The 24,571-nt window shown below is 63.7% G+C and carries 21 protein-coding genes and 1 riboswitch; of the genes, 10 read left to right on the forward strand and 11 right to left on the reverse strand.

The window, feature by feature from the left end:
• Positions 1-17: 17 nt before the first annotated feature.
• Genes U2H20_RS06540 through alr form a run of 4 tightly spaced genes read right to left on the reverse strand, consistent with a single transcriptional unit; the run spans position 18 to position 4,441 of the window.
• On the reverse strand, positions 18-695 hold the full coding sequence (locus U2H20_RS06540) for a response regulator (RefSeq protein ID WP_430591488.1): 678 nt from the start codon (positions 693-695) through the stop codon (positions 18-20).
• Positions 692-2,158 (reverse strand): sensor histidine kinase, encoded by a 1,467-nt coding sequence (locus U2H20_RS06545; RefSeq protein WP_430591489.1) that lies wholly within the window; start codon positions 2,156-2,158, stop codon positions 692-694. The genes U2H20_RS06540 and U2H20_RS06545 overlap by 4 nt, the downstream gene beginning before the upstream one ends.
• 16 nt (positions 2,159-2,174) lie before the next feature.
• Entirely contained in the window at positions 2,175-3,176 is a 1,002-nt protein-coding gene (locus U2H20_RS06550) for a D-alanine--D-alanine ligase family protein (protein WP_430591490.1), read from the reverse strand.
• A complete protein-coding gene (gene alr, locus U2H20_RS06555) occupies positions 3,173-4,441 on the reverse strand; it encodes an alanine racemase (RefSeq protein WP_430591491.1) in 1,269 nt (422 codons plus the stop codon). The genes U2H20_RS06550 and alr overlap by 4 nt, the downstream gene beginning before the upstream one ends.
• Positions 4,442-4,568: 127 nt before the next feature.
• Here alr and U2H20_RS06560 point away from each other — a divergent pair, with 127 nt between their 5' ends.
• The gene (locus U2H20_RS06560; RefSeq protein ID WP_430591492.1) at positions 4,569-5,138 is read left to right on the forward strand and encodes a gamma carbonic anhydrase family protein; all 570 of its coding nucleotides are present in this window, start codon (positions 4,569-4,571) and stop codon (positions 5,136-5,138) included.
• Positions 5,139-5,227: 89 nt separating this feature from the next.
• A complete protein-coding gene (locus U2H20_RS06565) occupies positions 5,228-6,082 on the forward strand; it encodes a tryptophan-rich sensory protein (protein WP_430591493.1) in 855 nt (284 codons plus the stop codon).
• 20 nt (positions 6,083-6,102) lie between these two features.
• Here U2H20_RS06565 and U2H20_RS06570 read toward each other — a convergent pair whose 3' ends face one another.
• From U2H20_RS06570 to U2H20_RS06585, 4 genes are all read right to left on the reverse strand, one after another.
• Complete coding sequence (locus U2H20_RS06570) at positions 6,103-7,629, reverse strand: alanine/glycine:cation symporter family protein (protein WP_430591494.1); 1,527 nt, start codon at positions 7,627-7,629, stop codon at positions 6,103-6,105.
• An 88-nt stretch (positions 7,630-7,717) separates the two neighbouring features.
• Positions 7,718-8,599 (reverse strand): bifunctional methylenetetrahydrofolate dehydrogenase/methenyltetrahydrofolate cyclohydrolase, encoded by an 882-nt coding sequence (locus U2H20_RS06575; RefSeq protein WP_430591495.1) that lies wholly within the window; start codon positions 8,597-8,599, stop codon positions 7,718-7,720.
• The gene (gene glyA, locus U2H20_RS06580; protein WP_430591496.1) at positions 8,596-9,876 is read right to left on the reverse strand and encodes a serine hydroxymethyltransferase; all 1,281 of its coding nucleotides are present in this window, start codon (positions 9,874-9,876) and stop codon (positions 8,596-8,598) included. Before glyA ends, U2H20_RS06575 begins: the two co-directional genes overlap by 4 nt.
• A 36-nt stretch (positions 9,877-9,912) precedes the next feature.
• Positions 9,913-9,994, reverse strand: a riboswitch (ZMP/ZTP riboswitch).
• Between the two features lie 57 nt (positions 9,995-10,051).
• A complete protein-coding gene (locus U2H20_RS06585; RefSeq protein ID WP_430591497.1) occupies positions 10,052-11,251 on the reverse strand; it encodes an MFS transporter in 1,200 nt (399 codons plus the stop codon).
• A 105-nt stretch (positions 11,252-11,356) separates the two neighbouring features.
• Between U2H20_RS06585 and U2H20_RS06590 the strand changes: the two genes are divergently transcribed.
• From U2H20_RS06590 to U2H20_RS06620, 7 genes are all read left to right on the forward strand, one after another.
• Positions 11,357-11,842, forward strand: coding sequence for an N-acetyltransferase family protein (locus U2H20_RS06590; RefSeq protein ID WP_430591498.1), 486 nt, complete (start codon positions 11,357-11,359; stop codon positions 11,840-11,842).
• 168 nt (positions 11,843-12,010) lie between these two features.
• Positions 12,011-13,222, forward strand: coding sequence for a GAF domain-containing protein (locus U2H20_RS06595; RefSeq protein WP_430591499.1), 1,212 nt, complete (start codon positions 12,011-12,013; stop codon positions 13,220-13,222).
• Positions 13,223-13,310: 88 nt separating this feature from the next.
• Positions 13,311-14,834, forward strand: coding sequence for an acetaldehyde dehydrogenase ExaC (gene exaC / locus U2H20_RS06600; RefSeq protein WP_430591500.1), 1,524 nt, complete (start codon positions 13,311-13,313; stop codon positions 14,832-14,834).
• A 155-nt stretch (positions 14,835-14,989) separates the two neighbouring features.
• Positions 14,990-15,427, forward strand: a complete 438-nt coding sequence (locus U2H20_RS06605) for a DUF779 domain-containing protein (protein WP_430591501.1) — start codon at positions 14,990-14,992, stop codon at positions 15,425-15,427.
• Positions 15,428-15,495: 68 nt separating this feature from the next.
• A complete protein-coding gene (gene purU, locus U2H20_RS06610; protein WP_430591502.1) occupies positions 15,496-16,347 on the forward strand; it encodes a formyltetrahydrofolate deformylase in 852 nt (283 codons plus the stop codon).
• A gap of 5 nt (positions 16,348-16,352) precedes the next feature.
• A complete protein-coding gene (locus U2H20_RS06615; RefSeq protein ID WP_430591503.1) occupies positions 16,353-16,907 on the forward strand; it encodes a YrdB family protein in 555 nt (184 codons plus the stop codon).
• A gap of 137 nt (positions 16,908-17,044) precedes the next feature.
• Positions 17,045-19,774 carry an ExeM/NucH family extracellular endonuclease gene (locus U2H20_RS06620; RefSeq protein WP_430591504.1) on the forward strand — a complete coding sequence of 910 codons (2,730 nt, stop codon included), beginning with the start codon at positions 17,045-17,047 and terminating at the stop codon, positions 19,772-19,774.
• Positions 19,775-20,157: 383 nt separating this feature from the next.
• Here U2H20_RS06620 and argG read toward each other — a convergent pair whose 3' ends face one another.
• A complete protein-coding gene (gene argG, locus U2H20_RS06625) occupies positions 20,158-21,582 on the reverse strand; it encodes an argininosuccinate synthase (RefSeq protein WP_430591505.1) in 1,425 nt (474 codons plus the stop codon).
• 91 nt (positions 21,583-21,673) lie between these two features.
• Here argG and U2H20_RS06630 point away from each other — a divergent pair, with 91 nt between their 5' ends.
• Positions 21,674-22,348: a YitT family protein gene (locus tag U2H20_RS06630; RefSeq protein WP_430591506.1), complete on the forward strand. Its 675-nt coding sequence runs from the start codon at positions 21,674-21,676 to the stop codon at positions 22,346-22,348.
• Positions 22,349-22,414: 66 nt separating this feature from the next.
• On the opposite strand, the gene U2H20_RS06635 is transcribed toward U2H20_RS06630, so the two are convergent.
• Complete coding sequence (locus U2H20_RS06635; RefSeq protein ID WP_430591507.1) at positions 22,415-22,930, reverse strand: methylated-DNA--[protein]-cysteine S-methyltransferase; 516 nt, start codon at positions 22,928-22,930, stop codon at positions 22,415-22,417.
• Positions 22,927-24,471 (reverse strand): AlkA N-terminal domain-containing protein, encoded by a 1,545-nt coding sequence (locus tag U2H20_RS06640; RefSeq protein WP_430591508.1) that lies wholly within the window; start codon positions 24,469-24,471, stop codon positions 22,927-22,929. The genes U2H20_RS06635 and U2H20_RS06640 overlap by 4 nt, the downstream gene beginning before the upstream one ends.
• Positions 24,472-24,571: the final 100 nt, after the last annotated feature.

Genomic DNA, 24,571 nt, shown 5'->3' on the forward strand with positions numbered 1-24,571 from the left:
TCCACTGTTGCCGAGGGTTATTGGCCCGCGGGGAGGTCTGCGATCTTGTGATCGTGCGCGTAGACGACCAGCTGCACGCGATCACGCAGCGCGAGCTTATTGAGGATGCTGCTGATCTGCGATTTCACGGTGGATTCCGCGACGAACTCCTGCTCTGCGATCTCACTGTTCGAGTACCCCTTCGCCGCGAGCGCGAAGACTGCGCGCTCACGGACGCTGAGCCGGGCGAAATCTTCGGGGATGACGGGCGCCGGAACGTATTCACCGTCGTGGAGGAACAATGCTTCCAGCTGCTGCGGCGCGATCACCGCGCTGCCCGAGTGCACCGCCCGCACTGCAGCGAACAAGAACTCTGGGGTGCTGTCTTTCAGGAGGAACCCGCTCGCTCCGTAGCGGATCGCGGTTGCTGCCGCCGCGTCGAGCGCGAAGGTCGTGAGCACGATGACTCGCGGGAGCGGTTCTGCAATGCTGCCGGAGAAGAGTCGCCGGACTGTCTCGACGCCATCCATGACCGGCATCCGCATGTCGAGCAGGACGATGTCCGGCCGGAGCGACTCGATCTTCCGGAGCGCCTCTTCGCCGTCTGCGGCTTCCCCGACGACCTCGAAGGTGTCTTGCGCGTCGAGGATCACACGGATTCCCGAACGGAAGAGATCTTGGTCATCGGTGAGCAGGATTCGAATTGCTTGCGTCATTGTTCGTTGTGCCGTTCTTCGATGTGCGTCCGCGGTGGAGCGGGAGACTGATGGGGTACTTTGCTCGCCTCCCGACGACCGGCAGCGGAGCGCTCTGTCGTGCCACGGTCGTTCGCGACTCGAGCCTTGTCGCTCCGGGCGGCATCGACTCGGCCCGTGTCGATTCGGCCCGTGTCGCTTCGGCCCGTGTCGCTTCGGCCCGTGTCGATTCGGCCCGTGTCGATTCGGCCCGTGTCATGCCGGGTCTGCACTGCGGGAGGCAACAGCGCCGCGGTCGGGATCCTGGCGCGCGCGGAAAAACTGTCGCCGATGCGGGTGGCCTCGAAACTCCCGTTAATACTTGCGACGCGAGCCTGCATGCCGCTCAAACCGAGTCCTGAGCCGTGCACGACGTGTTTTGCGATGACGTTCTCGACTTCGAGGACGAGATCTTCGGAGCGCCAGAGTTCACGAACCATGATCGGCTCGTTCTCGGCGCCATGGTGCAGCGCATTCGCGAGCATCTCCTGCAGCACCCGCCGAGCAACGACAGCGGCGTTCGCGTCCATGACCCGCGGCGTTCCTCGCATCGATCGATCGACCGTGACTCCTGCCGCTCGAACTCGCTCGACGATGCTCTCGAGCGCCGCCGGCTCGTTCTCGGCCGGTGTGATGCTCTCGCTGAGCACCGCACGCACCTCCGTGAGCGAGGATCGAGCGGTGTTTGCGATGGTCTCGCTGACTGCACGGATCTGTGCTTCATCGCGGAGGTAACGGACCGAGTCGGCCTGCGCGATGATCACCGCGAGCGAATGTCCAACGACATCGTGCACATCTCGGGCCATCGCGGTGCGAATGCGCTCCGTGCGCACTTCATCGACAGCTCGCTCGGCGACGTCTTCCGCGGCGACTCGACGCTGGAGTTCGACCGTGCGCGCTCGCAGAGAACGAAGCGCGACACCGAAGAACCACGCGCCACTCAGCGCAAAGGTGGGCAGGAGTGCGATGCCGAGCCGTTCATCGGGTGCTCCGTCGATGATTTCGAGGTACCGCGTTCCCGTGGTCGCGAGATACCAGGTTGCAATGAACCCACCTGCGATTGCCGAGAGGCCCGCGAGCACGACCTCCAAACGACTGCCGACCGTCGAGATCGTACCGATCACGATCAGCAGGGAGGCATCGAGCAGCCCCGGCCGTTCGCCGCCGAGGATCTGCACCGATGCGAGCACCCACAGCAACGCGAGCGCGGTCGTCGGGGACAAGCGTCGCAGGAAGATCGCGACGACGGAGATGACGACGGCGGTCGCGCTCGGCGGCAGGATGTCGAAGGGCCACGGCGCGATGAAGATCACACCGCAAACCAGCGCGATGGCGAGGTCGATCAGCAGTGAAACGCCGCTCATCCTGCGGACGAATCGCCAGGCATCGCGCGACGAGGTGCCCGCCCGACGGCGGAAGGCGTCAACGAGTGTCGTACGGCTCACGCTCTGATGCTACGGGCTATCGCAGTTCGGATGAACGCGGCGTCGCCGCTGCCACGAGCGCTGCGTCGATGAGTTCGGCGACGAGCGCAGGGTAGGAGAGCCCCTTGGCCGCGAACATTCGGGGCACTTGCGAGCTCGGCGTGAACCCGGGCATCGTGTTGACTTCGTTGAGCACGAGACCCTTGTTCGTCAGGAAGAAATCGAAGCGTGCGATCCCGGCGCAGCCGAGCATTTCGTAGAGCTGCTTCGCGGCCCGCTCCAGCTGCTCCGCCTCGCTTGTACTGAGATTCGCCGGAATCGTGAACGGGGGCTCGCCCGCATACTTCTGCTCCGTGTCGAAGACGGTGCCGGTCGCCAGATCGATTTCGAGGCTCGACCCGGCCACGAGCGATCCCTCACTCGATCGATACACGGCGATGTCGATTTCACGTCCGTCGATGAACTCTTCGACGAGGACGACACGGTCAAAGGTGAACGCAGCGTCAATCGCGTCGTCGAGCGCGCCGGCATCGTCGACGTACTGCACGCCGAAACTCGATCCCGCCGCGACGGGCTTCACGACGACGGGCAGCGGCATCGACGCAGCTGCCGAGCGATCCGATGATTCCAAGACGACGACGCCGCGAGCGCAGGTGATGCCGATCGACTCGGCAAGCAGCTTCGTGACGTGCTTCTCCATTGCGACCGCTCCCGCGCGCACGGGTGATCCGATCATCGGAACACCGAGCAGCGCACACAAGCCCGCTGCAGCACCGTCTTCACCGTTCGCCCCGTGGAGGGCCGGGAAGACGAGATCCGCCGCGGAGAGGATCGTCGCGGCCGCCGCCGTGTCGATCGGCCCCTCGCTGTCGCTCCAGGAACCATCGCGTTCGATCGTCAATGGGCTGGGCGTGTGACCGAGCTCCGCGATCGCGCGCGTGATCGCAGCAGCCGAGGCGAGCGCGACGTCGTGCTCGCTGTTGGCTCCCCCACCGATCACAACGATGTGCAGCGGCTGATTGTCACGGTCGGGGGTCATGCGGCGCTCCTGGAATGTTGGCGTAGTGTTCGTCGCGGCGATGTGGGCGTGGTCGAAGATGTCGGGGCGGGCGTGGCCAGGACCGGAGTGGTCGTGGATGCAGGACTCGCGGCAGACTCACCCGGCGCCGCATCACCGCTCTCCGGGACTCGTACGGGCAGTACCGAGCGCGATACTCGCGACACTCGCGCACCGATTCTCGTGACGATGTCGTGTTCGATGGTGTCGGCCCAGGAAGCCCAGTTCGCAGCCGTCGGTTCGCCATCGGTACCCGGCCCGAAGATGGTGACCGCATCTCCTGGTTCCAGCAACTGGGCACCCGTGTCGATCACGATCTGATCCATGGAAACTCGACCGACGATCGGAAAACGTCGTCCTCTGACGAGCACTTCGGCGCGACCGTCGATATTTCGCGGCAGGCCGTCGCCATACCCGAGCGGGATGAGTGCAAGCGAACCGTGCCGGTCGGTCACGAAGTCATGGCCGTAGCCGACGCCGGTTCCGGCCGCCACGGTGCGGACTCCGATCACCCGGCTGCGAAGGGTCAGCGCGTGTTGGAGCGTGAGCGTCTGTGAGGGGTCGATTCCGTAGAGCCCCGCCCCAACACGCTCCATATTCGCCAGGGCGCTCCCAGCGTTCGTTGCCACCGCAGCGGTCGCGGCAACGTGCACGAATCGTGGCGAGAGCCCGATTCTCCGCGCTGCACGCACCGCGTTCTCGAAGACGAGACGCTCACGAACGTGTTGGGCTGCATCTGGCTCGTCCGCGCTCGAAAAATGACCCATGACACCGACGACCCGCACAAGACCCTGCTTCGTCGCGAGCGCCGCGAGGGTGCAGAGCGAGTTCCAGAGTTCGATCGGGATTCCGTCGCGACCCATCCCAATATCGACGTGCAGGTGCACGAGGGCCGGAGCCTTGGCGACTGCACTTGCGCGGATGACCGCCTGCAAGTGTTCGAGGCTGCCGACAGCGACCTCAACTCGGCGCAAAATCGCCTGTTCGAAGTCCGCATCGATCTGGTTGAGCCAACTCAGCACCGGCGCGGTCACTCCCGCATCGCGAAGGGCGAAGGCCTCGCCAAGACTCGTGACACCGAGGGCTCCGGCCCCGTGCGCGAGCACGGTCGCGGCCTGATCTCCGTGACCGAAGGCGTCTGCTTTCACAACGGCCATGAGCGTTCCCGAGGAGCGTTCGGCGAACACACGCGTGTTCGCGGCGACCGCACTGCTGTCCACAATCAGCTCAGCATTCGCACTGCTCATGACACTCCTTTGTTCCTGTGTCTTCACAGTAGAAAAGCAATGGCGGTTTCGGCCTCGTCTCAAAGGATGATTACGCCCATCTGCAGGATGATGTTGTGGGATGCTTACCAAGATCTGAGGAGCCACGATGACCATTCACGAACGAGCAACCGTCGTTTCCCTTCCGGACCGCACCCTCGACGTTGCCGATGAGGCGCTCGTCCTGCCCGGCGCCTTCCTCGCAGGCGAGGTTTCGCTCGCCGCGCACGTCAGCATCTGGCCGGGCGCAAGTCTGCGTGCGGAGCACGCGGGCATTGCAATCGGCGAGGGCTCGAACATCCAGGATTCGGTGTCCTGCCATGTCGATGCCGGCTTCCCGCTGACACTCGGCCGTGGAGTCAGCGTCGGGCACAACGCGGTGATCCACGGCTGCACCATCGACGACGACGTCCTGATCGGAATGAGCGCCACCGTCATGAACGGGGCACGCATTGGTGCGGGCTCGATCATTGCCGCGGGCGCGCTCGTCACGGAGGGTGTTGAGATTCCCCCTCGCTCACTCGTCGCGGGAGTGCCGGGCAAGGTGCGCCGCGAGGTCACCGACGAGGAATTCGCGGGGATCCGACAGAACGCTGCGACCTACACGGAGCGACTCGCGATCTACGTCGACGCATTCGCATCGCAGCATGCACACGAGAACGCAGCCCAGAGCAACTGATCGCGGTACCGTGGTCACAGAACGCTGTGTCCCCCGAGCAGCCAGCGTTTGAGCCCCAATCCTCTGCCCGCACAGTGAACGGATTCACGATGACGCACCCGAACCGACTCACCTCCGCCACCGCAGCGGCGCACTCCGGACCTGGCAAGCTGGGCGACCGCCCTCGCCAGATCCTGGTCGCGGTCTTTGCAGTGGTCGCCACAATCGGTGCCTTCATCGGCTCGGGCGTCATCATCGGGACCCCCATCGCTGAGGCCGCCGACGGCGCACTCTCCGCGAACGCAACGCTCCTATCGCCGGGAACCCCCGCGTTTCGCATTTGGAGCGTCATCTACCTCGGCTTCTTCGCGTACGCGATCTGGCAGTTCCTGCCGCGCAACACGCAAGAATCACGGCACCGCCGCCTCGGACTACTCGTCGTCTTCTCGATGGTGCTGAACGCCGCCTGGATTCTCGTGGTCCAGGCAGGGCTGCTGTGGCTGAGCGTCGTTGTCATCGCACTCCTGCTCGTCACGCTGTGCCTGATCCTGCGCATCCTCGTGCAGCACCGCCCGACCTCACTGATCGACGCGATCGTCACCGACGGCACGTTCGGTCTGTACATCGGCTGGGTCACCATCGCGACCATCGCGAACATCACCTCCGCCCTCGTCGCCAGCGGCTTCGACGGCTGGAACCTCTCCCCGACCTCCTGGGCGATTGTCGTGCTCGCAGCAGCGGCGCTCATCGGTGGCAGCTTCGCCGCCTGGACCCGCGGAAAGTTCGCACCAACGCTCGCACTCGCTTGGGGCCTCGTGTGGGTCGCGAGCGAGCGCGCCTGGGGCGAGCCGCACAATGACACCGTCGCGATTGCAGCGCTGACCGTCGCGATTGCGATCCTCGTGGCGACCGCGGTGATCAAGCTCCGCGTTGTGCGTCGCGACCGCGACCTCAAGCACCAGTAGGTTCCCGAGGTCGCCTTCGGCTATTCCTTGTCGGCAGCGTCCTCGCGCTTGCCCTGTAGACGTGCACGGTGCTTCGCATCGCGCTGCTTCGAGGTGACGGTGCCGATCGTGCCGGTCACGCTCTCCTCGTCCTCCCAGCATTCGACGTTCTTGATGTCCGGCATGCTCGAGCGGACGAACACCGGGTCTTTCCCTGCTTTGCGCTGCGCCGAATAGTCCTTGATGAGTCGGAACGCGATGCCAGAGAGCAGCACGACCGCGGTCAGGTTGACCAGCGCCATGATGCCCATGATCCCGTCGGCGAAGTTCCAGATCAGGTCGGCACCTGCGATTGCCCCGAGGAACGAAATCGCGACGACGGCGAAGCGGAAGATCGTGAGGTAGATCGGCTTCTTCGAGATGAATCGGAGGTTGGATTCGCCGTAGTAGTAGTTGCCGAGGATCGAGGTGAACGCGAGCAGGAAGATGATGACCGCGAGGAGCACGCCGGTCCAGGCGCCGAGGTTGTCGGCGAGGGCATCCTGCGTGAGCGTGACACCGACGGGAGCGTTCGTGAGGTCAGGGCGCGTCACCAAGATGATGAACGCGGTGATCGAGCAGACGAGCCAGGTGTCGAAGTACACACCGAGGGTCTGGACGAGACCCTGCTTCACCGGGTGCGTCACCGCGGCACTCGCAGCCGCGTTCGGCACCGAGCCGAGCCCGGCCTCGTTGGAGAACATGCCGCGACGGATTCCCGTCATGATGATCGTTCCGAGCGTCGCACCAGCGACCTGCGTTGTTCCCCAGGCCTCCGTGAAGATGCTCGCGAGCACGGCTGGAAGCTGGTCGACGTTCATCCCGACGATGATGATGCCGATCATGAGGTACGCGAAGGCGACGATCGGGATCGCCGACTGCGAGACCTGTGCGATACGGCGGACGCCACCGAAGATGACGGCGGCGGTGAGCCCGGCAAGGACGGCACCGACCACGAACGGGATCCAGGTCGGCGACTCGTCGCCACCGGTGACTCCGGTGATCGTGACCGCGAGCGTGTTCGACTGCAGGGAGTTGAACGCGAACGGGAAGCAGATGATCAGAATGATCGCAAAGAGGATCCCGGCCCAACGCTGACCGAGTCCGCGCTGGATGTAATAGGCAGGACCGCCACGAAAGGAACCCTGGTCGCGGGTCTTGAACAGTTGGGCGAGGGCCGATTCAACGAGGCTGGTCGCTCCGACGACGAAGGCCATGAGCCACATCCAGAAGATCGCGCCAGGGCCACCGACAGCGATCGCGGTTCCGACACCGGCGATGTTGCCGACGCCGACGCGCGAGGCCGCGGAGATCGTGAACGCCTGGAACGCAGAGACCGACTGCGGCTTACCGTCTTTATCGAGCGGCGAGCGGTCGGAGAGCGTGCGGAACATCTCGGGAATCCAACGGAACTGCACGAGGCCGGAGCGGATCGAGATGTAGATGCTGACGGCGAGGACGACAGGGACGAGAATCCAAGTCCAGAGATTGTCACTCAACATTCCTATGAACTCTGCGATGTCATCCATGCGAGTCAGTATTCCCTGTGCCCTTGCGGTGAAGCAAACGGCGGGCCGGGCACCGAAGTGCCCGACCCGCCGTCACTGCGTTCATGGATTAGTGCGTTGCACGCTCCGCAGCGGTCACCACGTTGTGCAGCAGCATTGCTCGGGTCATCGGCCCGACCCCACCCGGAACGGGTGACAAATAGCCGGCGACCTGTGCGACTGAACTGTCGACATCGCCCCGCAGTTTCGCCTTCCCTGTCTCTGGGTTCAGGCCGCGAGTGATCCCGACATCGAGCACTGCAGCGCCGGGCTTGATGAAGTCGGCAGTGATGAGACCCGGAACGCCGACGGCAGCCACGACGATGTCCGCCTGGCGCACAACCGATGCGAGATTCTTCGTGCGCGAGTGCGACAGGGTCACGGTTGCGTCAATACCTTTTCGGGTGAGCAGCAGGCCGAGCGGTCGACCGACCGTGAGACCACGGCCGATGACCGCGACGTGTGCTCCAGCGACGGGAATGTCGTGGCGCGTCAGCATCTGCAGCACACCATGCGGTGTGCACGGCAGCGGGGTATCGAGCGGACCTTCGACACCGAGCACGAGACGACCGAGGTTGTACGGGTGCAGCCCGTCAGCGTCTTTGTCTGGGTCCATGAGTTCGAGCATCGCGTGCTCGTCAAGCCCAGCGGGCAACGGCAACTGAATTATGTACCCGGTGACTTCGCTCGCCGAGTTGAGGTCGGCGATCGCCGCCTTCACATCGGCCGCCGATGCGGAGGAGGGCAGGTCGACGCGGATCGAATTGATCCCGACCTCGTCGCAGTCGCGGTGCTTCCCTGCAACGTAGGAGCGGCTCGCGGGGTCGTCCCCGACGAGCAGCGTTCCGAGGCCTGGCTTCACACCGAGCGCCGCGAGCGCCTGAATCCGTTCGCTCAGCTCGCTCTTGACCGCTGCTGCGGTGGCGTTCCCGTCGAGCAGGACCGCGCTCACGCGAGGCCTGGGTAGAGCGGGAACTTCGCAGCGAGTGCGTCGGTACGTGCCTTCAGCGCCTCGATGTCTGCGCCTGGGATGAGCGCGAGCGCGATGATGTCTGCAACCTCGGTGAACTCGGCGTCGCCAAATCCACGAGTCGCGAGCGCCGGGGTTCCGATGCGGAGGCCGCTCGTCACCAGCGGTGGGCGCGGGTCGTTCGGCACGGCGTTGCGGTTCACGGTGATGTGGATGCTGTGCAGAAGATCTTCGGCCTGCTTGCCGTCGATCGCCGCGTTGCGGAGGTCGACGAGCACGAGGTGCACATCGGTGCCGCCGGAGCGAACCTGGATGCCCGCGTCTTGCACGTCGCTCTGCGACAGACGGTCAGCGATGATCGACGCTCCCGTGAGGGTGCGCGCCTGGCGGTCCTTGAACTCATCGGTCGCTGCGAGCTTGAAGGCGGTCGCCTTCGCCGCGATCACGTGCATGAGCGGTCCACCCTGCTGCCCCGGGAACACTGCGGAGTTGATCTTCTTCGCGATGTCGGCGTCGTTGCTGAGGATGAAGCCGGAGCGTGGGCCACCGATGGTCTTGTGCACGGTCGAGGAGACGACGTGCGCGTGCGGCACCGGGTTCGGGTGCAGCCCTGCGGCCACGAGGCCCGCGAAGTGCGCCATGTCGACCCACAGCAGCGCGCCGACCTCGTCGGCAATCGCGCGGAATGCGGCGAAGTCGAGTTGGCGGGGGTATGCCGACCAGCCGGCGATGATGACCTTCGGCTTGCTCTCGATCGCGAGTCGACGAACCTCGTCCATGTCGATCCGGCTGGTTTCCGGGTCGACGCCGTAAGCGACGATGTTGTAGAGACGGCCGGAGAAGTTGATCTTCATGCCGTGCGTCAAGTGGCCACCCTGGTCGAGCGAGAGCCCGAGGAGTGTGTCGCCAGGGCGAGCGATCGCGTGGAGCACAGCGGCGTTCGCACTCGCACCGGAGTGCGGCTGCACGTTCGCGAATTCCGAACCGAAGAGCGCCTTCGCACGCTCGATGGCGAGTTCTTCTGCGACGTCGACTTCTTCGCAGCCACCGTAGTACCGGCGACCCGGGTAGCCCTCTGCATACTTGTTCGTCAGCACGCTGCCCTGGGATTCGAGCACCGAGACGGGAACGAAGTTCTCGCTCGCGATCATCTCGAGGTAGGTCTGCTGGCGACGCAGTTCGCGGTTCAGAACCTCCGCGATTTCTGGGTCGACTTCAGCCAGAGGCTTGTTGAACGTGGACGTGGAAGATTCGGTCACAGGTGACTCCTTCGACTTCGCGGTGGCACGGATCATCGTGCCGGCCCAGGCGTGCGGCCAAGTAGACGAATGTCGCTCCCCGGTGGTATCCACCTCAACGCCAGTCGCGACCTGATCATGGTATCCGGTTCACGGGAGCACCTGCCAGGATCGGGCGGCAAAATCTCGGGTTCGCCTAGATGCGTTCCGCGTGGTCGCGAGCGTCGATCCTGAAGTCGCGTCGCAGCAGCAGCCGGTCGAGCAGCAGCATTGCGAGTGCGACGATCGCCGCGGTGAGCAGCACGTACGGGAGCATGTCCGCGCCGGCGTTGTCGAGCACGAACGCTCCAACGAGCGAGCCGCCGCCGATACCGAGATTGAAGCCCGTCGTGTACCAGGCCGTCGCGGTTTGCAGCAGGTGCGGCGGCGAGGCGTGCAGCAGGCGCGTTTGCAGCAGCGGCGGGAGTGCGCCCATGGCAAAGCCCCACGCGAGCAAGGCAATGAGCGTGAGCCCGATCGAATCAGAGAACAACAGGGTCGGCATCGCCATGAGGATGACGAGCAAACATCCGACCGCGCCGAGGAACGGCCAACGACCGACCCAGAGCGACATGATCAGGAGCGAGAGCGCACCCATGAGCCCGTAAGCGAGTAGCGCTGGGCTCAGCATCGGCTCGGGAACTCCGGCCACGTTCACGAGATACGGCGAGACGTACGTGTAGAAGGCGTACTGTCCGGTCATCGCGATCGCGGTCGCGAGCACCGCGAAAACGACTCCGCGCACAGAGGCTGAGGGGTCGCGCTTTGGAATCGCGACCGAGCCCGTCTCGGTGGTCGCGAGATGCGCGAGGTGGTTGACGCGCGGGAGCAGGCGCCAGACGAGGAAGGCGCCGATCGCACACGCAACTCCGAAGAGCCCGAACGATGCGCGCCATCCGATGGTTTGACCGAGGAGGGTCGCGACGGGCAAGCCGAGCACGAACGCGAGCGAACCACCCGCACTCGTGATCGCGACCGCACGACCGAGTTGTTCCTTTGGAACGAGATACGCGGCATAGGCGCCAACGACGGTCCAGAAGACACCGTGCGCGAGCCCGCCGAGCACGCGCAGCGCGATCATGATCGGGTAGTTCGGTGCGAGCGCGGTGCCGATGCACGTGATCGAGAACGCGATGAGGACGATGATGACGAGCAGGTGCCGTGGCACCCGCTTCGTCAGTGAAATGAGCGTCGTACTCGAGATGACCACGGTGAACGCGAACACGCTGACGAGAAGCCCGATACTGCTCTCGGAGACGCCGAGATCGCGACTCATCGGCAACACGAGACCCATCGGCAAAATCTCGACGGTGATGTTGACAAAGATCGCGTAGGCGATGACCAGCAACGCCAGCATTGGGAATTTCGTACGCTCATTCATAGACCTCGCAATGCTACGCCTGAATGCAGACGCCGGAGTCGTCCGAGAATCGGCCGTCACCGAACTGCAAGAATGGGCGGCATGACTGCGATCCAGATCCGAGCCGCCGTTGCTGGCGATGCCCCCTCGATCCTCGGCCTCATCCAAGAGCTCGCCGACTATGAAAAAGAGTCGGATGCCGTGAAAACCTCGGTCGCCGATCTCGACGCCGCGCTGTTCGGCGACTCCCCCGCGGCCTTCGCGCATCTCGCGGTCGACGGCGACCGCGTCGTCGGGCTCGCGCTGTGGTTCCTGACCTACTCGACCTGGGAGGGCAAACACGGGATCTATCTCGAAGATCTCTACGTGAGCCCCGATGCTCGTGGAGCGGGCCTGGGTAAGCGTCTCATCGCAACCCTCGCGGCCCTCTGCACCGAGCGCGAGTATCGCCGGCTCGAATGGTCGGTGCTGCGTTGGAACGATTCAGCGATCGGCTTTTACGATGCGCTCGGCGGCACCCCGCAGAGCGATTGGGAGCGGTACCGGCTCGACGGCGAAGCCCTGCGGGCGGTCGCAGCGCAGCAGTAATCGCGACCGCGGCAGGAGACAGCCGCGTGCTCGCGTCACCACCGCCGACGATCGCGCCATTCCCTCGCGGAGCGCGGAAACGTAGACTCGAACCACACAGTGTTGTGGAGCGAGACCGTGACGTGAAGCGAAGTTCATTGCACGGCATCCTCGCGGTGAGGGACTTCGATGAACCAGTGGCTCGCGCGACCCGAGAGCACTCTGCCTCGTGGCGTTGTGCAGGAGTCATGGAGTCGGGCCAGAGCCAGTCACCTCGATCCCGAAGCCGCCGAAGCGCCCATCGTCCTCGAAGGCGACGACCTTGCGCGCGCACAAGCTGAGCATCCGCTCGCTCCCGCGCTCGATGTGATCCGAAAGCTCCTGCATCGCGACGCCGAGACCGGCTCCGGTGTGCTCGTCGCAGTCGGCGACGCAATGGGCCGGCTGCTCTGGGTCGATGGCGATCAGCGCTTGAAGGCACGCGCCGAATCCATGCTCTTCCTTCCCGGCGCGGATTGGTCAGAGCGCAGCGTCGGCACGAGCGCCCCGGGAACCGCACTCGCGCTCGATCACAGCATCCAGATCCATGCAGAAGAGCACTTTGCCGCCGCCGTGCAAACCTGGAGCTGCACCGCGTCCCCCGTACATGATCCCGAAACCGGCATGCTCATCGGCGTCATCGACATCACCGGCGGACAGCAGGTCATCGATCAGCACACGCTTCCGCTCCTGGAAGCAACCGCCGCCGCGGTGGAACGCGAACTGCTCGTGCAGCGCCTCCTGCAGCGGACGACACCTCGAGCCGCACGAACGCTTGCCCCCTTCGTTCGATTCCTCGGCACCGAGACGGCGCTCTGTTCCAGCGGACACGGCGAAACACCGCTCAGCGCTCGACATTCAGAAATTCTCGCGCTGCTGCTGTTTCACCCGGAAGGGCTACGAAGCGATGAGCTCGCTGCACTGCTCTACGAATACGACGAGGCCCCGACGACCGTCCGCGCGGAAGTTTCGCGCCTCAAACGTCAGCTGCGAGCGCACGGGATCGACATCCTGAGTCGCCCGTATCGGCTCAGTCACGAAGTAGAAACGGACGCTGATCGATTGGTGTCGCTACTCGATCGCGGTGCGCATCGGGTGGCGCTCTCCTGCTATCGCGGCGAGTTCCTGCCGGGTTCGCTCTCTCCCGGCGTTGTTTCGCTTCGGGGAATGCTCGCCGCCCGGCTCCGAAGCGCGATGCTCACCGACGCCGGCGTCGATGCGCTGTACGAATACGCAACGACCCATGCCCGCTGGGACCGCGAGGTCTGGATGGCGCTGCTCGCGCGACTGCCACAACGATCCCCGAAACGAGCAGCCGTCGTCGAGCACATCGAGGCGCTCGACATCGAGATCGGCGCCTGATACCGCGTGCAACAGCTTGCAACCTTTCGCGGCGTACCGTCGAGGAAGCGGCAACCCGCCGCGACAACGACGTCAGAAAGGGTGCACCATGACTGTGTACGCACGGCCCGGAGAAGACGGCTCGATCGTCTCTTACAAGTCTCGCTACGACAACTACATCGGCGGCAAATACGTGCCACCGGCGAAGGGGCAGTACTTCGAAAACCCGAGTCCGATCACGGGAAAGACCTTTACCGAGGTTGCCCGAGGAACGGCCGAGGACATCGATGCCGCAGTCGAAGCAGGATGGAAGGCCTTCGGCAGTTGGGGAAAAACGAGCCCTGCCGAGCGCGCACTCATTCTGCATCGCATTGCAGACCGCATGGAGGAGCATCTCGAAGAAATCGCAGTCGCGGAGTCGTTCGAGAACGGCAAGGCGGTGCGCGAGACGCTCGGCGCCGACATTCCCCTCGCAATCGACCACTTCCGCTACTTCGCCGGAGCGCTTCGAGCTCAGGAGGGTGGAATTTCCGAGATCGACCACGACACCATCGCGTATCACTTCCATGAGCCGCTCGGCGTGGTCGGCCAGATCATTCCGTGGAACTTCCCGATCCTCATGGCCGTCTGGAAGCTCGCGCCAGCGCTTGCAGCCGGAAACTGTGTCGTCTTGAAGCCCGCAGAGCAAACCCCTGCCTCGATTCACCTGCTGCTGTCGTTCATCGATGATCTCCTGCCCGATGGCGTGCTGAACATCGTCAACGGCTTCGGCATCGAAGCGGGCGCCCCGCTCGCGCAGCACACGAAGATTCGGAAGATCGCCTTCACGGGCGAAACGACGACCGGTCGCCTGATCATGCAGTACGCGAGCGAGAATCTGATTCCGGCGACGCTCGAACTCGGCGGAAAGAGCCCGAACGTCTTCTTCGAGGATGTCGCTCGCCAGAAGGATTCGTACTACGACAAAGCGCTCGAAGGCTTTTCGTTCTTCGCCCTCAATCAGGGTGAAGTGTGCACGTGCCCCTCACGAGCGCTCGTGCAGGAGTCGATCTTCGACGGCTTCGTCGAAGACGGGATCGCGCGCGTCGGCAAGATCATTCAGGGCAATCCGCTCGACACGGACACGATGATCGGTGCGCAAGCATCGAACGATCAACTTGAAAAAATTCTGAGCTACATCGACATCGGCAAGCAAGAAGGTGCCGAGCTACTCGTGGGTGGCCACCGCGCCGAGCTCGAGGGCGACCTGGCCGGCGGCTACTACGTCACGCCGACCATCTTCAAGGGCCACAACCGGATGCGAATCTTCCAGGAGGAGATCTTCGGGCCTGTCTTGGCGCTCACGAGTTTCAAGGATTACGACGAGGCGATCGAACTCGCGAACGACACGATCTACGGACTCGGTGCTGGAGTCTGGAGCCGAGAAGCGACAACGCTGTATCGCGCAGGCCGCGCGATCGAAGCGGGTCGAGTGTGGTCGAACACGTACCACCAGTACCCGGCACACGCGGCTTTCGGTGGATACAAGCACTCCGGTATCGGCCGTGAAAATCACAAGATGATGCTCGATCACTACCAGCAGACGAAGAACCTGCTGGTGAGTTATGCAGAAGGCCCGATGGGATTCTTCTAACCCCGGTCCCCGATGCTCGACGTGCGTGCTCAGGGTGAGCATTCCTCTGGGCACGCACCCGGGTCGACCAGCAACACTGGGCCGACCATCACCGCAGGACAGCCAGAATCGCACGACCCCCAAAATCGCGTGAACGCTCAACGAAGGAGGCACCCATGAATGCCGAGAGTGCAGACGCCACGCAGGAGTCCGGGCACCACGACAAGGACGTTGCACGTGTCGCCCTCACCCCTGCCGCCGTCGAACTCCTCAGCAACCTGATCGACGCGAACGGCGCAGTGATGTTCCACCAGTCGGGCGGATGCTGCGACGGCTCCGCCCCGATGTGCTACCCCGTCGGGATGTTCCGCACCGGGCAGGCCGATGTGCTGCTCGCGACGCTGCCGATCCCTGATCGACCGGCAGTTGAATTCTGGATGGCGAAGTTTCAGTTCGAACTCTGGCAGCACACGCACCTCACGGTCGACGTCGTCGATGGACGCGGCTCCGGCTTCTCGCTCGAAGCTCCGGAGGGCAAACGCTTTCTCGTCCGCTCCCGGATCTTCACCGACGAGGAGTGGGCGAGTCTCGAGGCACGGCCTGTTGTTTCCTGAGCGACTGACACTCGTTGTGCAAGCCGCTGCGCACACGGGAAGTTCGAGGCTCCCACTACGCTAGGCGGGTGACCTCGAACCACTGGATCCTCTCTTTTGTGTGCGCCGACCAGCCCGGCATCGTGCATGCGATCTCCGGCGCGATCGTCGAGTGCGGCGGCAACATCACCGAGTCACAGCAGTTCTCGAGCACCGACACCGATCGCTTCTTCATGCGACTCCAGGTCGAGGCGAGCGCATCGAAGGACGAGTTCGCTTCGAAGCTCGCTCCCGTCATCGAACGGTACGACCTCGAATGGCAGCTCGAAGACGTCGGCCGACCACTGCGCACCCTCGTCCTGGCGTCAAAGGCCGCGCACTGCGTCAACGACATGCTCTTCCGCCAGCGTGCTGGTCAGCTCTGCATCGACGTTCCCCTCGTATTGTCGAACCACCCGGACCTTCGCGGTCTCGCTGACTTCTACGGTGTTCCCTTCGAGCACGCCGCGGTCACCGATGCTGCATCAAAAGCCGCCTTCGAGGACCGCGTGATGCAGGTCGTCGAGGAGCACAACATCGAGCTCGTCGTCTTGGCTCGCTACATGCAGATTCTGTCGCCAGAGCTCTGCGAACGACTCGCAGGCCGCGCGATCAACATTCACCACTCGTTCCTGCCCGGGTTCAAGGGCGCGAACCCGTACCGTCAGGCGCATGCCCGCGGCGTGAAACTGATCGGCGCAACCGCGCACTTCGTCACTGAAGATCTCGACGAGGGCCCGATCATCGAGCAGAACGTGGTCCGGGTCGACCACTCGCACTCGCCCGCGCAACTCGTTGCGATCGGCCAGGACGAAGAAAGCCGCACACTTTCGAAAGCCGTGCAATGGTTCAGCGAACACCGAGTCCTGCGCGACGGCGCTCGCACGATCATCTTCCGATAGACACCATGGCCTCCACGAACTCACCAGCAGACCCGGCGAACCGTCGCAGCAGCGGCGCCACCGGCGGACACACCCCGGGCGCGACCTATCCGTTTCGCGGAATCAAGCTGCTCATGTTCGCGATGGAACTCGGCGCGCTCGTTGCGATCGCATGGGCCGCTGGTGTCTTCGCTCCACCCTCATTTGAAATCCTGTTCGGCGTCGCCGCGGCGGTCATCGCAGGTCTGATCTGGACGACGTTCCGTGCGCCGAAGCGGCTCTGGACGGGTGCCCCGATCTGGGCACGTTCGACTGCCGAATTCGTGGTCATGGGAGCAGCAACCGGCGCGCTGCTCGCGCTGCAACTCGGCACGACCGCGGCGCTCTTCCTCGGCGTCTCGGTCTGGCTCGGGATGCTGCGGTATCGCGACGACAAGGCTGCCGAGACTGCGGCTGCGAAGGCTTCCGGGCAGCGCTCGAATCGTCAGAGCCGGCCGAGCACGAACCCCAGTACGAATCCGGGAGCGAAGCCCGGCCCGAACCGATCTTCGGCGAAATCGCGCAAAAAGAAGCGCCGGTAACCGCACAGTCAGAGACACTCCTATACCCCACAAACAGGGGTTCTTCAAGATGTTCCAAAGTGTTCATATTGGGGATACTGGACGGTGAACGTCAATCCATAGGGTTGAAGAAACAACGACGTCTCAGGAGTTCATCCATGTCACAAACTTCGCACAGCTCTGCGCGAAAACGCCGCCCAATCACCCTCGGAATCGGGGCGACCGCGCTTGCCGCAGGCTTGGTGGTGACTCTCAGCACACCGATTTCCCCCGCGAGCGCCGCGGCGTATCCGGTCATCAATGAATTCGTCATCAACCACGTCGGCGACGACATCAATGAGTACATCGAGGTCTACACGGAGACTCCCGACTTCTCTCTTGACGGCTTCTCCCTCATCCAGGTCGAGGGCGACACCAATACCCGCACCGGCCAGGTCATCAGCTCGGTTGCCCTGACCGAGGTCGCCACCGACGAGAACGGCTTCTTCGTTCACTCGTATCCCATGAACGGGCTGCAAAACGGCTCATCAACGATCGCCCTGATCGAGGGAAGCGTCGCCTTGGATACGCCAGTCGATGGCAATAACGACGGTCTCATCGACAGCGATCTCGGCTTCACCGTGGTCGATTCGGTCGCACTGCTCGACAGCGATGCAGGCGATCGTGCCTTCAGTGAAACCATCCTGCCTTCGGGCTTCCAGGGTTCTAATGGTGCAGTCGGCGGGGCAAGTCGAGTGCAGGACGGCGTCGACACCAACACCGCCGACGACTGGGTGATCAATCACTTCAACCTCGTTGGCCTTCCCGGGATCGTCGGAGACCTCACGCCTGGTCAGGCGCTCAACACCCCCGGTCAACCGAACCGCATCGCGCAACCAGGCGAGACCCTCGAGCCATCGCTTCCCCCTGCAAACCTGGTCTGCGGTGCCGAGGCGCCGCTCATTGGCGAAGTGCAGGGCGAGTCGAGCGCATCACCGATCGTCGGCCAGTCGACCGAGGTCGAGGGAGTCGTCACTGCTGTCTTCGCGGGCACGACCGGCGGAGCGAACCCGAGCAATGGTTTCTCGATTCAGGGCGTAAGCGACGACAATCCGCTGACCAGTGACGGAATCTTCGTCCAGAGCAACCAGTTCGTCCCGGCGGTTGGCACCGCAGTTCGCGTTGCAGGCCCTGTCGAAGAGGCGTTCGGCATGACGCAGATCAAGCTCAGTGACGGCGTCGAATGCGACACCAACGTCGCGCTGCCAGCTCCTGTGGAACTCACGCTCCCGATCGGGGATCACGAGCCGTACGAGAACATGCTCATCACCCTGCCGCAGGAACTCACCGTGCTCGAAACGTACGAGTACGGCCGGTACGGCACGATCGCTCTCGGCACGGAACGCCAGTTCCAGCCCACTGCGATGTTCCCCGCAGGATCGCCAGAAGCTGCAGCGTTGATGGCCGAAAACAATGCCAACCGGATCACGCTCGATGACAACCGCGGCACCCAAAACCCGGACCCAGCCATCCACCCGAATGGCGAAGAATTCACCCTAGAGAACTCCTTCCGAAGCGGCGACCTCGTCGCCAACGTCACAGGTGTCCTCGGATTCCGTTTCGACGTCTGGGGAGTCCAGCCGTCACAGCCCGCCGACTTCACCGCGGTCAATGATCGTCCCGAAGCCCCAGAGGTTGGCGGCGAACTGCAGATCGCAGCGTTCAACGTCTTGAACTACTTCACCACGATTGGTGGCGAGGGGCGCGGCGCGACGAGCGTCGCCGAGTTCGAGCGTCAAGAAGCGAAGATCGTGGCTGCACTGCTCGAACTCGATGCAGACATCGTCGGTCTCATGGAAATCGAGAACAACGATGACCTGGCGCTCAACACTCTGGTTGCAGCGTTGAACGAGGCTGCTGGCGAAGAGCGATACGCGGGAGTCCAAACCGGCAACCTCGGTACCGATGCGATCACCACGGCGCTCATCTTCAAGCCGAGCACGGTCGCGCCACAGGGAGCGTTCACCGCGCTCGACGAGAGCATCGACCCTCGCTTCGACACCTCACGGAACCGCCCCGCACTCACGCAGACCTTCGTGCACACAGCGAGCGGCGAACTCGTGACCGTCGCGGTCAACCACCTGAAGTCGAAGGGATCATCGTGCGGAGCTGGTGACGACGATCCAGATGCAGGAAGCTGCAACCTCACCCGCACGCTCGCCGCGCAGGCGCTCGGCGACTACCTCGCAACCGACCCGACCGGCCAGGGCTCCGAGTACACCGTGATCCTTGGCGATCTGAACTCCTACGACAAGGAAACGCCGATCGTCGCACTCAAGGACGCCGGCTTCGTCGACCTGCTCAACGAGTTCGTCGGTGAAGAGGCCTACACCTACGAGTTCGATGGCATGCTCGGGTACCTCGACTACGCCCTGACGAACGACGCGCTTGCTCCGTTCGTGACGGATGCTGCGGCTTGGCACACGAACGCCGATGAGGTCAGCCTGATCGACTACACCCTGCGCTTCAAGCAGCCAGCACAGCAGGCACTCTGGGCACCCGACGCATATCGCGCGAGCGACCACGATGCGGTCATCTTCGGTCTGCAGTTCTCCGAAGTTGTTCCGACGCCTTCCGTCCCGGTTGAAACTCCTCCGGGTCAGACCCCTCCAGGGCAAACTCCTCCGGGAGAAACCTCCCCTGGAGCAACGACCCCTGGGGAATCAGCACCAGGAGCAAGCGATCCAGGATCGTCGGATCCTGCCGCATCTGCACCGGCCAGCGCGACCCCAGCACCAGGCGCTGCGGGGCTTCCTGTAACCGGGAGCGGTATCGGCATCACTCTCGTGGTGTTCGCGCTGATGCTCCTGCTCGCAGGCGCGATCACGAGCCGACGACGCACGCAGTAGTTCCCTTCAGCGTCACCTGCGGTGACGGCAACAATGGCCCCCGCCAGTCCGCTGGCGGGGGCCATTGCGTGTTGCCGAGAAGTCAGCATGTCGCCGGAACGCTCTGCATGACGGTGAACGCTCTGCCTGTCGCTGGAGAGCCGTGCCTGTTGTTGGAAGCGGTGCCTCTCGTTGAAAAGCCGTGCCTGTCGTTGGAGAGCCCTGCCTGTGGTTGACGGGCACGCACATGCCCGAATGCGCAGATCCTGCCGCTCGGCTAAACCCGGAGCTCACTTTGCAATACAGACCGCAGCTTGGCCATCGGGACCCGGTTTCGCCCGGTGGGCATAACGCCACGAAGCAGCACAACCCAGGGCTGTGCTGCTTCGGTGGTCATGAGGTCCTTAGTCGGTACCGGCGTCGAAGGCTGCTCGGTTGATCGAGTCGTTCGCTTCCTGGTCGATATCGGCTTCTGCGAGCGCGACGATCGCGTCCGCACCGCCGGGCTCGAGGTCGCCGACGAGCTTCGCGGTCTCGCCGGTGACGAGCCCCTGCGCCGCGTACTGCTCGAGACGGGCACGCGAGTCGGCGATGTCGAGGTTGCGCATCGTGAGCTGCCCGATCCGGTCGTCAGGACCGAACGCGGAGCTGCCAACGCGCTCCATCGACAACTTCTCCGGGCCGTAGCTGAGCGCTGGGCCTTCGGTGTTCAAGATCGTGTAGTCGTCTCCGCGACGCAAACGCACCGTCACTTCACCCGTGATCGCCGAGGCAACCCAGCGAACGATCGATTCGCGCAACATCAGCGCCTGCGGGTCGAGCCAGCGACCTTCGTACATGAGGCGGCCGAGGCGGCGACCCTCATTGTGATAGCTCGCGACCGTGTCTTCGTTGTGGATCGCGTTGATCAGTCGCTCGTACGCGATGTGCAGCAGCGCCATTCCCGGTGCCTCGTAGATGCCGCGGCTCTTCGCCTCGATGATGCGGTTTTCGATCTGGTCGGACATCCCGAGACCGTGGCGGCCGCCGATTGCGTTTGCTTCGAGCACGAGCTCGACCGCATCTGCATAGTCGACGCCGTTGATCGAAACGGGACGGCCCTCTTTGAAGCCGATCGTGACGTCTTCCGTCTTGATCTCGACATCGTCGCGCCAGGAGGCAACACCCATGATGGGCTCGACGATCTCGATGCCGGTGTCGAGGTATTCGAGCTTCTTGGCCTCGTGCGTCGCACCCCAGATGTTGGCGTCGGTGCTGTACGCCTTTTCTGCAGAGTCGCGGTAGCCGAAACCGTGTTCGACGAGCCACTCGGACATCTCGGTGCGACCACCGAGCTCTTCGACGAACGTCGAGTCGAGCCATGGCTTGTAAATGCGCAGGCGTGGATTCGAGAGCAGGCCGTAGCGGTAGAACCGCTCGATGTCGTTGCCCTTGTAGGTCGAGCCGTCGCCCCAGATGTCGACGCCGTCTTCCTTCATGGCGCGCACGAGCATGGTGCCGGTGACGGCACGGCCGAGCGGTGTGGTGTTGAAGTAGACCTTGCCCGCGCTGCGGATGTGGAAGGCACCGCACTGGAGGGCGACGAGGCCCTCTTCGACGAGCATCGACTTGCAGTCGACCAGGCGCGCGATTTCGGCGCCGTATTCGCTCGCGCGACCAGGAACCTTGTCGATCTCCGGCTCGTCGTACTGACCGATGTCAGCCGTATAGGTGCAGGGGACGGCGCCGTGATGGCGCATCCATGCAACTGCGACGGACGTATCAAGTCCACCGGAGAATGCGATACCTACACGTTCACCAACAGGCAGCGATGAGAGCACTTTCGACATAGAGTAAAGCCTAGTTTGAACGCGCAGGCATTCTGTCCATTTTTGGCTGATCCAGTGCAGTTGCGCGCAACGATCGACCACGAGTGAGTACATGAATCCCCCGAACGACCCCGCCGAAGAGAGCATCGAGGCTTCCTTGGAGCCCGCGAAGGACTCCGTACCGAGCAAAGACTTCGCCCGCCACACCTTCGTTGAGAACGCTGCGGGGTTGTTCGTCGGGATCCTGGTGATCTCCTTCGGGCTCTTCATTTTGAAGTCGGTCGGCGCGGTCACTGGTGGGGTCGCCGGTCTCGCACTGCTGCTCAGCTACGCCCTGCCGGTGCCGTTCTGGGCGCTGCTCTTGATCGTCAATGTTCCGTTCCTGTTCTTGGCCATCGCTCGGAAGGGCTGGGGATTCACCCTGCGCACCATGCTCGCGATCGCAATGCTCTCTGCGTTCTCGCTCGCGCACCCGTACCTGACGCCCGTGATCACGATCGATCCGGTCTTCGCGACTCTGTTCGGCAATCTGCTCATCGGGATGGGATTGCTCGTGCTGTTCCGGCACAACACAAGTCTCGGCGGCGTCACCATCGTGGCGCTCATCCTGCAGGAACGCCTCGGCTGGCGGGCCGGCTACGTGCAGATGGTCTTCGACGTCCTCATCGTGCTGAGCGCTTTCGCGGTCGTCCCGGTCTGGAATGTGGCGCTCTCGGCGATCGGCGCGATGGTCTTGAACCTCGTTCTCGCGATGAACCACAAACCGGGTCGCTACACCGGCCACTGATCACACCGCGAAGGTGTGACGACGCCGGAGGCGACCCCGAACGAAACGCCAAACGCGACGCAAGACTCACACGAAGAGCGTTGCCTCTGATTCGATCGCACCTTCGAGTTCGAGCAGTATGCGCTTGCGTTCGATTCCCCCGCCGTACCCGGTGAGCGCCTTGTTCGCACCGATCACCCGGTGGCACGGCACCACGATGCTCAGGGGGTTCTTTCCGTTGGCAAGTCCGACCGCTCGAACGGCAGCGGGGTTGCCGATCATCGCCGCAAGCTCGCCGTAGGTTCGGGTTTCGCCGTACGGGATCTCGGTGAGCGCCGCCCAGACGCGCTGCTGAAACTCTGTGCCAGCACAGGAGAACGGCACGGAGAACGAGTGCCGCTCTCCAGCGAAATATTCCGTGAGTTCTTGACGAGCGAGCACCAGCACGCCATCGGCTTGTTCTGGCTCGATGTATTCGCCCAGCGTCTCGATCGACGGACGATGACGATGATCCTCGCCCATATAGAGCGCCGTGAGCTGTTCAGCTTCGTTGGCGACGATCGTCAATGGCCCGATGGGCGAATTAATCAGCGTGTGTCTCATGCTTGCTCGACCTTTCGTTCGTCGGGAATCGTATTGCTCGCGTGCGTTCCCGTCGCCCAGAGGTGCTGGACTGCGTACGATCTCCACGGTGACCATGCGGTGGAGAACCGTTCGATCCCCGCCGCAGTGTCCGGGAGCCCGAGCGATCGCGCAGCGAGAATCACGCCGAGATCGTTTGCAACGAAGGCGTTCGGGTCGCCGAGCGCACGCATCAGAATCGTCTCGACCGTCCAGGGCCCGATTCCGGGCAGTGCATGCAACTCTGAGCGAGCCTCGGCCCAATCCGCGCCGGGGTGCAAGCGAACACGCCCCTCTGCAAGCGCACGAACGAGGCCGAGCAGAGTCGACTTTCGCCGTTGCGGCATCGCGAGGTGCTCCATCACGGCATCCTCGCGCTCGAGCAGCGTGGCTGCCGAAGGAAAGAGGTGCGTCAAGCCGCCGTGCGGGTCCTCGACGGGCGTGCCAAAGGTTTGAACCAGGCGCCCCGCGTGCGTCTGCGCAGCCTTCGTCGACACCTGCTGTCCGAGCACGGCGCGGATCGCGAAGCTCTCGGGATCCAGGATGTGCGGCACTCGTCGACCCGGCGACGAGGCGACAAGAGGGGCCAGAGTGGGCTCTTCCGCGAGGCTCGCGTCGATCAGTTCCGGGTCGGCGTCGAGGTCCAGCAGATGCCGAGCACGACTCACTGCCGCCTGGACGTCGCGAACGTCGTCAAGTCGGAGCGCGAGCGGCACGTGGGCACCAACGGGGAGTCCGAGTTCGAGAATGCCGGGAGCGTGCGGAAGTCGCACGGCCGCGCGGTAGGTATTGTCGCGCCACTCCTCCACTCCCGGAACCATCGTCGCGATGAGGTGTCCGTACAGATTCGATGGCTCCAATGGCGCCCGGAACGGAAGTCGCAAGTGGACCACCCCGGCGGCAGAGGCTCCCGCTGCATTCGCGCGATCGTCGCTGGCGTGATGTCGCGCGGTGCTTCTCGCACGCGAGCGTTCGCGAAGTTCACTCGGTGTCAGGTCATAGGTGCTGCGGATGGTTTCGTTGAACGTACGAACCGAGGTGAATCCGGCGGCGAAGGCAACTGCCGAGGCGCTGAGGTCGCTCGATTCGAGCAGGGTGCGCGCTGACTGAGCGCGGGCGGCTCGTGCGATCCCGAGGGGTCCGGCACCGAGCTCTGTCTGCAGAATGCGTTCGAGCTGACGAACGCTATAGCCGAGTGATCGGGCGAGCCCTGGAACACCGTCGCGATCCACCACACCGTCCCGGATCGAGCGCATGGCGCGAGCAACGAGGTCGGAGCGTGTGCTCCATTCCGACGAACCAGGGGTCGCGTCTGGCCGACAGCGTTTGCAGGCGCGGAATCCCGCGGACTGCGCTGCGGCCGCCGTCAGATAGAACTGCATGTTCGACGAATCCGGAGTGCGCGCGGGACAGCTCGGCCTGCAATAGATCTTGGTGGTGGTGACCGCAGTGAAGAACCGGCCGTCATAGCGAGGATCACGGCCACGGACGATCGCCGCGTACTGTTCGTGATCGAGGAGCATGTCTCAATCCTGACGCAAACCCGCCGAGCACGCTCGCGAAAAAACGACATGGCAGTCGAAGGATTCACGGCTGACGCAGGTGCATCCGACGCAGGTACGC

The organism is Humidisolicoccus flavus (genome assembly GCF_045689595.1).
Lineage (GTDB): Bacteria > Actinomycetota > Actinomycetes > Actinomycetales > Microbacteriaceae > Humidisolicoccus > Humidisolicoccus flavus.